Genomic DNA, 14,853 nt, shown 5'->3' on the forward strand with positions numbered 1-14,853 from the left:
TGTAACAGTAAGCACTAACGTATCCGCGATGACTGCGCAACGTTATCTAAACAAAGCGACAGATGAGTTAAACACCTCAATGGAACGTTTGTCATCTGGTCATAAAATTAACAGCGCCAAAGATGATGCGGCTGGTTTGCAAATCTCTAACCGCTTAACTGCACAGTCTCGTGGTTTAGATGTGGCAATGCGTAATGCCAACGATGGTATCTCTATTGCTCAAACCGCAGAAGGGGCGATGAACGAGGTAACGGCAGTACTTCAACGTATGCGTGACTTGTCGATTCAATCTGCGAATGGCACTAACTCAACAGCTGAGCGCCAAGCGATCCACGAAGAAGCGAGTGCTCTGCAAGACGAAATCAACCGTATTGCAGAAACCACATCGTTTGGTGGCCGTCGCCTACTGAATGGCACCTTTGGTGATGCGGCATTCCAGATTGGTTCTAACTCTGGTGAAGCAATGATCATGGGCCTAACCAGCATCCGTGCCGATGATTTTCGCATGGGTGGTACCACCTTCCAATCCGTGAACGGCAAGGATAAGGATTGGGAAGTGAGCGCAGATAACGCAGCACTGAACATCGTATTACCAGAGATGGGTGAAGATGAAGACGGCAACGTTATCGATTTGGAAATTAACATCATGGCGAAAAGTGGTGATGATATTGAAGAACTGGCGACGTACATCAATGGTCAATCGGACTACATTAATGCGTCTGTTAGTGAAGACGGCAAACTGCAAATTTTTGTTGCTCAACCAAACGTGAAAGGTCCTATCTCGATTTCGGGTAGCCTTGCTTCAGAATTGGGTTTAAGTGACGAGCCAATTGCAACAACAGTACAAGATTTGGATCTGCGTAGCGTGCAAGGTTCACAAAATGCGATTAGTGTTATCGACTCTGCGTTGAAATACGTTGATTCACAACGTGCTGATTTAGGTGCAAAACAGAACCGTCTAAGCCACAGTATTAATAACTTGGCGAACGTTCAAGAAAACGTTGATGCATCGAATAGCCGTATTAAAGATACCGATTTTGCGAAGGAAACGACGCAAATGACGAAAGCACAGATTTTGCAACAGGCAGGTACTTCGATTCTTGCTCAAGCAAAACAATTGCCAAACTCTGCAATGTCACTATTGCAGGGCTAATAGGAGTCCTGTGTCTGCTGTGGTTCAGACGTGAGCTTATAGACGCAGGATGACTTGGCAAGCAGCTTTACCGTGAATGAAGGGCTCTCTCATCTCTCACCTGCCTGACATTATTTGTGTAAAGTTGCTCGGTGCCGGAAATGTGTTCATTTCTCTTGATCTCCACATTGGCTCTGGCTACCAACCTAGCCCCGGTTCTCTCAAAGGAATAGGGGCTTTTTCTTTTTCTGCGCATACGAATTTTTACCTCTACGCGTCCTATCACGAATCTATCTAGCTTTTTACTGCTTTGTCTTCAACCACTTCTTACCTTGTGGCAATACTGTGCCTCTTACCATCGATCTGGATGAGTTGGTTATCTGCCTTTTTGCGCTATGGCAAAGAGCGGAGAAACTTTAGTGTTATTTTTTGTTTTTTCTCTCTTTCATCGCTTTAGTCACGAAAACCCCTTCAAACAAACTTTTTTCAAAAAAATCGCATTTTTTTCCTAAAGGATTTCCAAACCGAGCCGTTAAAAGAAGTAACTTTGAGAGAACTACTTGGTTTTCCGAGACGTCGGAAACCGTAATATCGGAAAATCAATTGGAGAATTCATCATGGCAGTGAATGTAAATACAAACGTAGCAGCAATGACAGCACAGCGTTACCTGAATAACGCAAACAGCGCACAACAAACTTCGATGGAGCGTCTGTCTTCAGGTTTCAAAATCAACAGTGCAAAAGATGACGCAGCCGGTCTGCAAATCTCTAACCGCTTGAACGTACAAAGTCGCGGTCTAGACGTTGCGGTACGTAACGCCAACGACGGTATCTCAATCGCCCAAACCGCAGAAGGTGCGATGAACGAGACCACCAACATCCTACAACGTATGCGTGACCTATCTCTACAATCCGCGAACGGCTCAAACTCAAAATCAGAGCGCGTAGCGATTCAAGAAGAAGTGATGGCATTGAACGACGAGCTAAACCGTATCGCAGAAACCACGTCTTTTGGTGGTAACAAGCTGCTCAACGGTACTTACGGCACGAAAGCGATGCAAATTGGTGCGGATAACGGTGAAGCGGTCATGCTGTCACTGAAAGACATGCGCTCTGACAACGTAATGATGGGCGGCGTGAGCTACCAAGCTGAAGAAGGCAAAGACAAGAACTGGAATGTGGCCGCAGGCGACAACGACTTGACAATTGCACTGACAGACAGCTTTGGTAACGAGCAAGAGATTGAAATCAACGCGAAAGCGGGTGATGACATCGAAGAGCTAGCGACGTACATCAACGGTCAAACTGACCTTGTAAAAGCGTCAGTGGGTGAAGGCGGCAAGCTACAGATCTTTGCTGGTAACAACAAAGTTCAAGGTGAAATTTCGTTCTCAGGTAGCCTTGCAGGTGAACTTGGTCTAGGCGAAGGCAAAAACGTCACGGTAGACACGATTGACGTGACAACCGTACAAGGTGCGCAAGAGTCAGTAGCGATTGTGGATGCGGCACTGAAATACGTAGACAGCCACCGTGCAGAGCTGGGTGCATTCCAGAACCGTTTCAACCATGCAATCAGCAACTTGGACAACATCAACGAGAACGTGAACGCGTCGAAGAGCCGAATCAAAGATACCGACTTCGCGAAAGAAACGACGCAGTTGACCAAGACACAAATTCTATCGCAAGCATCAAGTTCCATTCTTGCGCAAGCGAAACAGGCGCCAAACTCAGCGCTAAGTCTACTAGGCTAATCTCTGAGCAACAGCGATTAATTTCGGTAAGCAGGAGCCAGGTAGTCTTACCTGGCTCTTTGTTTACTATCCTCGACGCAAGATGTTCTCGGCATAGTTTGACGCTTTTCAGGTCGTTGCCGAATGAACGGTATTGAAACAGGAGAGGGATATCGATTAAATGGTTTCAATCAATACCAACGTGTCTGCGATGGTCGCTCAGAGGCATCTGAGCACAGCGGCAAGTCAGGTGGCTGAAACCCAAAAAAATCTAAGTTCCGGATTCCGAATTAACAGTGCCAGTGATGACGCTGCTGGAATGCAAATCGCGAACACGCTTCATGTGCAATCTCGTGGTTTGGATATAGCGTTAACCAACGCCCACAGTGCTTATGCGGTAGCAGAAACAGCGGAAGGGGCGTTGGAAGAGGGCAGTGAAATACTGCAGAGATTGCGCTCTCTTTCTCTTCAAGCCGCAAATGGGTCGAACTCTGATGATGATCGGCAAAGTTTGCAGCTTGAAGTGGGGGGATTGAAAGATGAAATGGAAAGGATAGCCAGGACAACGACATTTGCCGGTAAAAATCTATTTGATGGAAGTTATGGTTCGAAAAGCTTTCATCTTGGAGCAAATGCTAATTCCATTTCTCTGCAACTCAAAAACATGCGGACTCACATTCCTGAAATGGGCGGGTATCATTACCTAGCATCAGAATCAGTGGACGATGATTGGCAAGTTGACAAGGAATCAAGGCAACTTAGCTTTACTTTTCGAGACGGTGAAGGGGATGAGCAATCTATTAAGATCCCGCTCAAACTTGGAGATAGCCTCGAAGAGGTTGCTACCTACATCAATGCACAGCAAAGTGTTGTGGAATCCTCGGTGACAGAGGATAGACGATTGCAATTTTATGTTGCTAATCGCAATGCACCGGAAGGTTTAAAGATCGGTGGAAGTTTAGATGGCGTACTCGATTTTGAACCTCAAGGAGAAGTGACACTTGAAGCACTCGATGTAAGTCGCGTGGGTAATGCTCAACTGGCGATAGCCGTTGTTGATACCGCAATTCAATATCTGGATTCTCACCGAAGTGAAATTGGCAGTTTTCAAAATCGGGTTGAGGGGACGATGGACAATTTGCAAAGTATCAATCGCAATGTCACTGAATCAAAAGGGCGAATATGGGATACCGATTTCGCGAAAGCATCAACCGCTTTAGTGAAGTCTCAGGTATTGCAACAGGCTACCTCTGCCTTGCTGGCTCAAGCTAAGCAAGCCCCAGGCAGTGCAATTGGATTGCTATCATAGATTGCTCGCAAAAAATAAAAAACGCTGCCAATGGCAGCGTTTTTTTGTTAACTGTTTTTCTGCTAACTAAGTAGTAATTACTTAGTTACACGTAGAACTGGTGTTTCACCAACAACAACAGAACCAGAAAGCTTGTTCAGCTCTTTGATTTCGTCCATGTTAGAGATAACAACTGGAGTTAGCGTTGATTTTGCTTTCTCTTCCAGAAGAGCGAGATCGAACTCAACGACAGTATCACCAGCTTTAACAGTTTGACCTTCTTCTGCGATACGAGTGAAGCCTTCGCCTTTTAGTTCAACGGTGTCGATACCAAAGTGAACAAACAGCTCAACACCATCGTCAGACTCGATAGAGAAAGCGTGGTTTGTTTCGAAGATCTTACCGATAGTACCGTTTACAGGAGCTACCATTTTGTTGCCTGTTGGTTTGATAGCAATACCATCACCAACGATCTTTTCAGCAAAAACAACGTCTGGCACATCTTCGATGTTTACGATCTCACCAGACAAAGGTGCGATAATTTCGATTGCACCGGCGCTAGCGCTATCATCAGATACAAGCTTCTTAAGTTTGTCAAACAGACCCATTGTGTCATGCTCCTAAGGTTTAGTTTTATTCTGTCGAATTATAGTATACCAATCCGAGTAGTTAGACGACTTTTTTTAGCCGCCTAACATATTATTTAGACTCGAAAATTGGTCAGCAGATTACTTAGAGTGCTCTGCAATGAATTTTTCTACACATGCTTCAATTTCTGCTGCGGTTGGTAATGACAGAGCTTCTTCAGCCATTGCTTTTACTGCAGCGAAGTTTGCATTGCGGATCACTTTCTTCACTTTAGGAATAGAAATGCCGCTCATAGAGAACTCATCAAGGCCCATACCCAATAGTAGTAGGGTTGCACGCTCATCACCTGCTAGTTCACCACACATACCGGTCCACTTACCTTCTGCGTGAGAAGCATCAATCACTTGCTTGATAACCGTTAGTACAGCTGGTGACAGTGGGTTGTAAAGGTGAGAAATCATCTCGTTACCACGGTCTACGGCGAGTGTGTACTGAGTTAAGTCGTTAGTACCAATAGAGAAGAAAGACACTTCCTTCGCTAAATGGTGAGCGATTGCTGCAGCAGCTGGTGTTTCAACCATAACACCGATTTCGATATTTTCGTCGAACGCAAGACCTTCTGCGCGAAGTTCTGCTTTGTACTCTTCGATCGCTTCTTTCAGCGCGCGAATTTCTTCAACAGAGATGATCATTGGGAACATGATACGCAGTTTACCGTGTGCTGAAGCACGTAGGATACCACGTAGCTGGTCACGAAGAATTTCACGACGATCTAAGCTGATGCGAACTGCACGCCAGCCTAGGAATGGGTTCATCTCTTTTGGAAGATCCATGTATGGTAGATCTTTATCACCACCGATATCCATTGTACGGATAATGACAGCTTGACCTTCCATTGCTTCAGCAACTTCTTTGTAGGCTACGTACTGTTCTTCTTCAGTTGGTAGCGCATCACGATCCATGAAGAGGAATTCTGTACGGTAGAGACCAACACCTTCACCACCGTTACGGATGATGCCGTCACAATCTTTAACTGTACCGATGTTGCCACATACTTCTACACGGTGGCCGTCTAGAGTTTCTGCATGCAGATCTTTCAGTTTTGCTAACTCTTCTTTTTCAGCTAGGAACGAGGCTTTTACAGCTTTCGCTTCTTCAATCTGAGCTTCAGAAGGATTAACGATAATTTTGTTGTTCATTGCGTCAAGAATCAGCATGTCGCCATTCTTAACTTTCTTTGTAATGTCGTTTGTACCAACAATCGCAGGAAGCTCAAGTGAGCGAGCCATGATTGAAGTGTGTGATGTACGACCACCGATGTCACAAGCAAAACCAAGAACGTAATCTAGGTTGATTTGTGCTGTTTCAGATGGAGTGAGGTCGTAAGCCACCAAGATAACTTGTTCGTTGATATCACTTAGCGAAACAATGTTGATACCAAGAGCATTTTTGACAAAACGAGAACCGATATCGCGGATGTCAGTAGCACGTTCCTTCAGGTATTCATCATCAAGAGATTCTAGAGCGGTTGCTTGCTCTTCGATAACGGTGTAAATCGCATTGTCTGCACTCATCTTCTCTTTTTTGATGAGCGCTAGGATTTCTTCCTCTAGCTCTTCATCTTCAAGAAGCATGATGTGACCTTCGAAGATCGCTTCCTTCTCTTCACCGAACGTCTCTAGCGCTTTCTGCTTGATTGTTTCTAGCTGTGCAGAAGATTTGCTGCGCGCATCGTAGAAACGCTGAACTTCAGCTTCTACTTGAGCTTCGGTGATAGTGTTAGTGTTTAGGACAATTTCATCTTCTTGAAGTAGTAGTGCTTTACCAATTGCAATACCAGGAGATGCCAGGATGCCTGAAATCATAGCCTTACCTTAAGTTGGTCAAACGTAAACGGGAATGTGTGACTAAATCGCTAACGAAAAATTGTAGCTGACTAATCGGTAGTATTTTGAACAAAGCCATTTAGTGTGAGCTAAATGGCTTTGAGCAATACATTGATTAGTGTAGTTGATCCATTAGAGCAACTAGGTGATCAACTGCTTGCTGTGCTTGTGGGCCTTCAGCAGAGATTGTAACTACAGTGCCTTTTACAAGACCTAAAGTTTGTAGTTTGAACAGACTTTTAGCGCTTGCGCTTTTGCCGTTAGAAGTCACAGTGATATCCGCGTCAAAAGCTTTTGCTTCTTTTACGAATTGAGCAGCTGGGCGAGTGTGAAGGCCATTTTCTGCTGTGATTTCTACTTTCTTCTCGTACATGTGATATACCCCAATTGAATGTATTTTTGTTAGTCAAGACTCGTTTTAGCTTAACCGCTTTACTTGAACCGCGCCAGAGCTCGGGGGGAGCAAGCGTGTCGAAGCTGATACGAGTCAAAAGTTTATGTAATACGCTTTATGCATTGTTGCACAAATGTCAAAAAACTTTCTTTATCGCTTCTTTATTTTGAAGCTAAAAATAAAACACCCTGATATTACCAAAGGTGAGGCAAGGATCAACAAAAAAGCCCCTGTATGGGGCTTTTTTGAACGAAAAATTGATTTAAACCCGTATTACTGTTGGTTCTCTTTCTCAGTAAAGATGCCAGCAAACAGTGCGGTACTTAGGTAACGTTCACCAGAGCTTGGAAGTACAGTAACAATGGTTTTTCCTTCAAATTCAGGAAGTTCTGCCAAGCGGTTTGCTGCAACTACAGCCGCGCCTGATGAAATTCCCGCCAAAATGCCTTCTTCTTCCATGAGGCGGCGCGCCATTTCAATCGCTTCTTCCGATGTCACTTTCTCAACACGGTCAATCAGTGACAAATCAAGGTTACCAGGAATGAAACCTGCGCCGATACCTTGGATTTTGTGTGGTGCTGGCTTAATCTCTTCACCTGCGATGGCTTGCGTAATCACTGGAGACTCTGCTGGCTCAACAGCGACAGAGATGATTTGCTTGCCTTTTTCACCTTTGATGTAGCGACTTGTCCCGGTAATAGTACCACCAGTACCAACGCCAGCTACCAACACGTCAACGGCACCATCTGTCGCTTCCCAGATCTCAGGGCCAGTGGTCTTTTCGTGAATTTGTGGGTTTGCAGGGTTGTTAAACTGCTGCAATAGCAAATATTTTTCAGGATTGCTTGCAACAATTTCTTCTGCCTTTGCAATGGCACCCTTCATACCTTTTGCTGCTTCTGTTAGCTCTAAGTTTGCACCTAGTGCTTTGAGCAGTTTACGGCGCTCCAAGCTCATTGATTCCGGCATGGTTAGCGTTAGCTTGTAACCACGAGCGGCAGCCACAAACGCGAGAGCAACACCTGTATTGCCGCTGGTTGGCTCTACCAATTCAACTCCTGGTTTTAGTTTGCCTTCTTTCTCTGCTTCCCAAATCATGTTTGCACCAATACGGCACTTAACACTGAAGCTAGGGTTGCGTGCTTCGATTTTAGCCAATACTTTGCCGTTACTTACTTTGTTCAAACGAACCAGTGGAGTATTGCCAATAGTCAGAGAGTTGTCTTCGTAGATTTTGCTCATAGTGATGTTCCTTCATTACACGTTTAGTGAATACGGTTAGAAGGATATGACTGATAATTCAAAGGGAAAAGGATTAAATAGTTATATCTTATGAGAGTGATAGCATCTGGGAGAAAAAGTGTGGCCACCACATCGAGTGAGGGTGACCACTAGCAAAATCATTTTTGTTTGAACTCATGTACCCACATTGCTGTTGCACCGCATACCGCGACGGGCATGATAATCAGATTAAGAATAGGGATAGAAGTACACAGGGAGACCATGGCACCAAATGTATAGGCCTTAGATTGGTTTTGTTTCAAAGTATTTCGCATGTCATTGAATGGCACTTTGTGATTATCAAATGGATAGTCACAATATTGGATGGCGAGTATCCAAGCGGTGAAAACAAACCACAGAATGGGCGCGACGGTTTGGCCTAAAGCGGGGATGAGTAGCAGTAAGAACAAACCGATCGCTTTAGGGAGCACGTAAAGCAGTTTGCGCCATTCGCGAGCCAAGACGCGAGGGACATCTTTAATGACGTCAAAAAAACCATCGTGGTTACTTTTTTGCCCAGTAAGTTTTTCTTCCACTTTGTCTGCAAGGAGGCCATTAAATGGTGCAGCTATGAAATTAGCCAAGGTGCTAAAGAAATAAGAAAAGGTTGCTATGAGCGTCAGCGCCAATAGAGGCCACAACAGGTAACTTAGCCAAGAGAGAAAATCGGGCAATTGGCCGATCCAACCTTCAATCCAAATACTGAGGTTGGAGAAGAGATAGAAGAGTGCGCCACCGACTAAAAGGATGTTGGCAAGGAGCGGCATGATGATAAATCTCTTTACTCCAGGTGATAATGCTAGCTCTAGCCCATAAAAAAAATAGCCAAATCCGCTTCGTTTTTTGTACGTTGTGGTCATCTCATTGTTCTTGTTAAGAATTGGATGTCTTCATTGTACCTCACTAGCAAAAGAAAAAAAGCGTGCAAGAAATCACACCAAAGGTGGAACTTCTAACATTAATTTGTTCTAACTCTTTCGATAACTTTGGTAAAGTAACGAAATCTATGTCGGTTGAGAGAGTCACAGGTTTTTGTGTGTCTCTGTAATTATGAGAGTAAAAAATGCAGGAATTGCGATTCGTACTCATTGTTGTTGGCGCATTGGCGATCATTGCGCTGCTATTTCATGGACTTTGGACAAGCAAAAAAGAAGGAAAAGCAAAGTTTGGCGATAAGCCACTTAGCAAACTCGATTTAAGTGAGAGCGAGTCTCAATCTACAGAAAGTTATGTTGCGCCTGAGGACGATTATGAAATTATTCGTAAAGAACGCAAAGAGCCCGCTTTTGAAGAAGACAGACCTTTCGCAGCGGAGCCTGTGATAAGTGACCCGCTTATTGATGATCTTCCCGTTTTGGATAGTAAAGAAAACAAATTTGCTCATCCGAAATTTGAGCCTGAAGTAAACACCGTAGATGATGCTATAAAAGTACAGCCTAAGGTTGAAGATGCTTTGCCATTGGAAACACCGACGTTCAGTCAGCAGAGAGAGCTAGATACTGATAACGTAATGCCAACGGAAGTGGCAGAGAGCATGGATGTGCAAGAACCCGTCACCGAAACAACAGAAGAAGAGTTGCAAGTGATCGTGTTGAATGTTCATTGTGCAGGAGAGTCTCCTTTTGTGGGCACGAAACTGTTTGATAGCATGCAACAAAATGGACTGGTCTATGGTGAGATGGATATTTTCCACAGACACCTCGATATGTCGGGCACGGGCAAAGTGCTCTTCAGTGTCGCCAACATGATGCATCCAGGGACACTGAAGCATAATGATCCTGCTGATTTCACCACGAAAGGCATCTCATTCTTTATGACCCTACCTTGCTATGGTGAGGCAGATCAAAACTTTAACTTAATGCTTAAAACCGCGCAGAAAATCGCGGATGATCTCGGTGGAAATGTGCTTGATGATAAGCGCAATCTTATGACGCCCGATCGATTGGCGGGTTACAGAAGGCAAATAGTTGAGTTCAAAGCGTCAAAAGCTTAAGCTTCATTTATCCCATCAGGGCTCCCTAAGGAGCCCTTTTTTATCGTGATTTAAGGGCTGGACAATGTCTGAATCCAAGCAGAAATATTTAGAAGAATTGAAACAGCAACTGCACTATCACGCAGTTCGTTACTATGTTGAAGATAATCCTGAAATTCCTGATGCGGAGTATGACCGCATGATGAGGGAGTTATTAGACATTGAAGCTGAACACCCTGAGTGGATCTCGTTGGATTCACCAAGTCAGAGAGTGGGCGGGCAGCCACTTGATGGATTTACTCAAGTGGTCCACGAAATTCCCATGCTTTCTCTCGATAATGCATTTAGTGACGAAGAACTCGAAGCATTTCATAAGAGAGCAAAGGATAGAGCCCCTTTAGATACGATTGAAGTTTTCTGTTGTGAACCCAAACTCGATGGACTCGCCGTGAGCTTACTCTATGAAAACGGCGTGCTGGTTCAGGCGGCAACGCGAGGTGATGGTGCAACGGGGGAAAACATTACCGAAAATGTGCGTACTATTGCTTCTGTGCCACTGAAATTGCAGGGCGAAGGTTGGCCATCACGCATCGAAGTTCGTGGTGAAGTCTTTATGCCGAAAGCAGGCTTTGAAAAACTCAATGAAATAGCGCGCAAGAAAGGTGATAAAGTCTTTGTTAACCCACGTAATGCAGCCGCAGGCAGTTTAAGGCAGTTAGACTCAAGAATTACCGCGTCGAGACCACTTGCCTTTTATGCTTACAGCGTGGGCGTTGTTGAAGGTACTGCGCTTTCTTCGAGTCATTATCAACGCTTTTTGCAGTTAAAGGCTTGGGGGCTGCCGATGTGTCCAGAAACAAAGCAAGTTTCCGGACTTGAGGGGGTCAAAGCCTTCTATGAGAACATTTTGAATCGACGTGACTCCTTGCCATACGAAATTGATGGCGTCGTGATCAAAGTTGATAATATTGAAGTGCAAGAGAAACTTGGCTTTGTTGCTCGCGCACCGCGTTGGGCCGTTGCATACAAGTTTCCCGCGCAAGAAGAACTCACCATGTTGAATGACGTAGAGTTTCAAGTGGGCAGAACGGGCGCTATTACCCCAGTTGCGAAGCTGGAACCTGTTTTCGTCGGTGGCGTTACCGTAAGTAATGCAACGCTTCATAATGCCGATGAAATCAAACGCCTTAGTGTGATGATTGGTGATACCGTCGTGATTCGCCGCGCGGGGGATGTGATACCACAAATTGTTTCCGTCGTAATAGAACGTCGCACAGGCAATGAGAAAGCGATTGTCTTTCCTCTTTCCTGTCCCGTTTGCCATTCTCACGTGGAACGCATTGAAGGAGAAGCCGTAACACGCTGCTCTGGAGGCTTAGTATGTCAGGCTCAACGTAAAGAAGCTCTCAAGCATTTTGTTTCTCGCAAAGCACTAGATGTCGATGGGCTTGGTGATAAAGTGATCGAACAGTTGGTTGATAAAGAAATGGTTGAAACACCAGCCGATCTTTTCAAACTATCGGCTGGTGTGCTCACTGTATTAGAGAGAATGGGCCCTAAGTCCGCTCAAAATATCGTGAATGCACTTAATGCCGCGAAGCAAACGACATTGGCTCGTTTTCTTTACTCTTTGGGGATTCGAGAAGTCGGGGAAGCAACGGCTGCAAACTTAGCTCGTCACTTTAAAACGCTAGATAGCATCAAATCCGCAACGCATGAGCAGTTAATTGAAGTCCCTGATATCGGTGACGTGGTTGCTCGGCACATCACAGCATTTTTTGCCGAAGAGAAAAATCAATTGGTGTTGCTGGAACTTCTAGAGCAAGGGATTACTTGGCCTGCGATAGAAGAACGGGCAAGTGATGTACCACAACCGTTGGCGGGTAAAGTGGTTGTGTTAACTGGAACCTTGACCAAACTCAGTCGTAGTGACGCCAAAGCGGCACTAGAGAAGTTAGGTGCAAAAGTGACTGGCAGTGTTTCGAAAAAGACAGATATTCTGTTTGCGGGTGAAGCGGCTGGATCAAAGTTGGCCAAAGCTCAAGAGTTGGGTATTGAGATCAAAACAGAAGAGGATTTGTTGGACCTTTTGTGATTTAAAAGTGCAATAAAACAATCTAAAACCCTCTAAATTAACTTTTAGAGGGTTATTTTTTTATGTGAAATAAATCATTTAAATACGATGAATGTGACGCAACAAAAATATACCGTGAGCAAAGTCGCGTGTTGACTAAACGTTTGCTAATTGCGTAATTATTGCGATGCAATTCAAATGAATTTATTTAATGCTTTGTTTTTTAAGTGATTGTCTGATCTGGTTGGCTTGGGTGTAAAGTTAGATCTAGATCATATTGGTTTGATGAAATTTGGTCTTGCTCATATTTTTTTAGAAAAAAAATAAGTTCCTGTTGGATGTTTTACGCCGCGAAGTTAGTCTAAGAGCCATGGATACACACGGTGTATGCAGGAAATAAAAAAACCAAAATTAGGACTAATTAGGTTTTTTAATAGGAAATGAGTTCTCCCTTCGGCGGCCAACTAAAGGTGAGAATGAAAAAATACAGCTATATCCATTTTTAGGAGTTTTTTCCATGGACAAAATGTTTAAACGTACTCTTCTCGGCGCAGCAGTAGCATCTCTAGCAGCAGCAGGTTCAGCTAACGCAGCAATCCAACTTGCTGGTGATGCAGTTCAGTTTTATGGTCAAGCAGCGGGTAACATCACTCTAATTGATGCAGGTGACACGACCAGCATTGGTGCTGATATTGAATCACGTATTGGCTTTCGTGGCGTTGTAGAGTTTGACGATATTGCACCTAAGTTCATTTGGCAAATGGAAGGTGGTAACGCAAACAACGGTGACAAAACTGGCGGTCTAGGTGCTCGTGATACTTACTTAGGTCTAGACTTTGAAGGTGTAGGCCAGTTCAAATACGGTCGTCAATTAGTTGCTGCCTATAACTACGTAGACTGGCCACACTCTAACCCTGGTCTAGGTAACGTGTTCGATTGGAACAACGATATTGGTGCATCTTTCCAAGACCGTGCTGACAGCGTGTTGCGTTTCGACTCTGCAAACTTTGGTGGTTTCAACTTCCAAGCAACTCTAAGTGGCATGACTAAAGATACTGATCAACTTGTTAGCAGCATTGGTGCTTCATTCTCTCACGGTATTTTCAGTGTTCATGGTGGTTACTACGCGCAAGGTTCTTATGAGCAAGGCGTTGGTGAGCCTGAGAAGTTTACTATCAATGACCTCGGCGAAGTTGTAGTTAACCCAGATTGGACAGCGTGGAAAAATGCTGGTGGTGAGAACCAAAAAGAAACAGTTGATAGCCAAAACTATGCAATCTTCGGTGGTACGCTTGCTCTAGGTGACGTCACTCTAACTGCAGCATACAAAGCAATGGAAGTTGGTAAGAAGAGCCAAAACGCTTTCTCTACGACTGCTCAATATGTTATTGATAGCAAGTACGTGTTGAAAGCTGGTTATGCGATGACTGATGATGCTAAAGGCACCAAAGATACTGGTGACACTGCGGTTACTGCACGATTTGGTTACTTGCTACCAAGTTCTTACTGGTATCTAGATTCTCGTAACTACAGCATGAACGATGGCGACTGGGGTCACCGTATCCTAGCTGGTATGGAATACTACTTCTAATTTAGTTCTCCTAACAGTTATTGATTCTAACAAGAGCATTCTGTAAAGAATGCTCTTTGCTCTTGAGGGGGTTGTAAATGAAAATGCAAAAGTTATTGTTCGTTGTTGGTGTCGTGTTTGCTTCATTTGCTCCAAAAGCAGACGTTGATATTGATTTTCATCGAGATATTTCCCCAATTTTGGTAGGGGAAGATCTGGTTGGCTATTCGTTTTTTTCCAAAGATTCTTATCAAGTTCCTAATGGTACTAATCAAGTTGTCTTAAGAGTCTCCAAGTTAGTTGAAAAATTAGGAGAGAAAGAGAAGTTCAATTCAAACGCGTTTGTACTGACTTTTACTCAGAGCGACAAAAAGATTTCCATAGAACCTAATGCAAAAATCCTCAAAGTAGAGCAAGCAGAGCAGTTTAATAAAACGCCAAGTTTTTTGGTGAAAGACTCTCAAGGAAACACAGTTATCACGCAAGTGGCCGTGTTACCCAGCTTGGGTGGCATTTCTCGGGATTACGAAAAAGAGTTGGCTAAGTTCAACGCAAAATATTATCCAGAGTTAGTGTTAGCCCAACAGGCTACTGTCGCTTCGCATGCGGTAGAGAGCACTAGTGTGTCAAATGAAGGTAATGCAAACCTACCCACTAATGAAGGGATGATGGAATACTGGCTTAAGCAGGCTACATCCGAAGAGATAGAATTATTTACTGAGTTGGCTCTTCAAGCGCGGAACCACCCTGAACTCATTGTCCCTGAAAACGCCACACAATCAGTACAAATGTTATCTTACTGGTTTAATAAAGCGACCAGTGAAGAAAGAAAAAAAGTTCTTGCTTATCTAGTCTCTCTTTAAAACGTGGCCAGCATTGTTAATGCTTTCTCTGTTTGAAATGGGTTAGCTTGATGTCGACTAACCCTTTCCTCTAGA

At 44.2% G+C, this 14,853-nt stretch carries 12 protein-coding genes; 7 read left to right on the top strand and 5 right to left on the bottom strand.

Annotated features, from left to right (window positions below; translation table 11 throughout):
• Positions 1–28: 28 nt before the first annotated feature.
• The 3 genes from LZU85_RS12600 to LZU85_RS12610 all read left to right on the top strand — a co-directional run bounded on the left by LZU85_RS12600 (position 29) and on the right by LZU85_RS12610 (position 4,171).
• Entirely contained in the window at positions 29–1,153 is a 1,125-nt protein-coding gene (locus LZU85_RS12600) for a flagellin (RefSeq protein ID WP_419795971.1), read from the top strand.
• Between the two features lie 596 nt (positions 1,154–1,749).
• Positions 1,750–2,883 (top strand): flagellin, encoded by a 1,134-nt coding sequence (locus tag LZU85_RS12605; RefSeq protein ID WP_176298648.1) that lies wholly within the window; start codon positions 1,750–1,752, stop codon positions 2,881–2,883.
• A gap of 160 nt (positions 2,884–3,043) precedes the next feature.
• Positions 3,044–4,171, top strand: coding sequence for a flagellin (locus LZU85_RS12610; RefSeq protein WP_237287206.1), 1,128 nt, complete (start codon positions 3,044–3,046; stop codon positions 4,169–4,171).
• A 77-nt stretch (positions 4,172–4,248) separates the two neighbouring features.
• Here LZU85_RS12610 and crr read toward each other — a convergent pair whose 3' ends face one another.
• From crr to cysZ, 5 genes are all read right to left on the bottom strand, one after another.
• Positions 4,249–4,758, bottom strand: coding sequence for a PTS glucose transporter subunit IIA (crr, locus tag LZU85_RS12615; protein WP_176298646.1), 510 nt, complete (start codon positions 4,756–4,758; stop codon positions 4,249–4,251).
• 120 nt (positions 4,759–4,878) lie between these two features.
• Positions 4,879–6,603 carry a phosphoenolpyruvate-protein phosphotransferase PtsI gene (ptsI, locus tag LZU85_RS12620; RefSeq protein ID WP_176298645.1) on the bottom strand — a complete coding sequence of 575 codons (1,725 nt, stop codon included), beginning with the start codon at positions 6,601–6,603 and terminating at the stop codon, positions 4,879–4,881.
• A gap of 136 nt (positions 6,604–6,739) precedes the next feature.
• Positions 6,740–6,997, bottom strand: a complete 258-nt coding sequence (locus tag LZU85_RS12625; RefSeq protein ID WP_102940220.1) for an HPr family phosphocarrier protein — start codon at positions 6,995–6,997, stop codon at positions 6,740–6,742.
• A gap of 294 nt (positions 6,998–7,291) precedes the next feature.
• Positions 7,292–8,260 (bottom strand): cysteine synthase A, encoded by a 969-nt coding sequence (gene cysK / locus LZU85_RS12630; RefSeq protein ID WP_176298644.1) that lies wholly within the window; start codon positions 8,258–8,260, stop codon positions 7,292–7,294.
• A 158-nt stretch (positions 8,261–8,418) separates the two neighbouring features.
• Positions 8,419–9,159, bottom strand: coding sequence for a sulfate transporter CysZ (cysZ, locus tag LZU85_RS12635; RefSeq protein WP_176298643.1), 741 nt, complete (start codon positions 9,157–9,159; stop codon positions 8,419–8,421).
• 203 nt (positions 9,160–9,362) lie between these two features.
• Between cysZ and zipA the strand changes: the two genes are divergently transcribed.
• The 4 genes from zipA (at position 9,363) to LZU85_RS12655 (ending at position 14,778) form a co-directional block, all read left to right on the top strand.
• A complete protein-coding gene (zipA, locus tag LZU85_RS12640) occupies positions 9,363–10,292 on the top strand; it encodes a cell division protein ZipA (RefSeq protein WP_237287207.1) in 930 nt (309 codons plus the stop codon).
• A 64-nt stretch (positions 10,293–10,356) separates the two neighbouring features.
• On the top strand, positions 10,357–12,366 hold the full coding sequence (ligA, locus tag LZU85_RS12645; protein WP_237287208.1) for an NAD-dependent DNA ligase LigA: 2,010 nt from the start codon (positions 10,357–10,359) through the stop codon (positions 12,364–12,366).
• A 496-nt stretch (positions 12,367–12,862) separates the two neighbouring features.
• Positions 12,863–13,936, top strand: a complete 1,074-nt coding sequence (locus LZU85_RS12650; RefSeq protein ID WP_237287209.1) for a porin — start codon at positions 12,863–12,865, stop codon at positions 13,934–13,936.
• A gap of 77 nt (positions 13,937–14,013) precedes the next feature.
• The gene (locus tag LZU85_RS12655; RefSeq protein WP_237287210.1) at positions 14,014–14,778 is read left to right on the top strand and encodes a DUF2057 family protein; all 765 of its coding nucleotides are present in this window, start codon (positions 14,014–14,016) and stop codon (positions 14,776–14,778) included.
• Positions 14,779–14,853: the final 75 nt, after the last annotated feature.

It is taken from the genome of Vibrio floridensis (assembly GCF_021852965.1).
Lineage (GTDB): Bacteria > Pseudomonadota > Gammaproteobacteria > Enterobacterales > Vibrionaceae > Vibrio > Vibrio floridensis.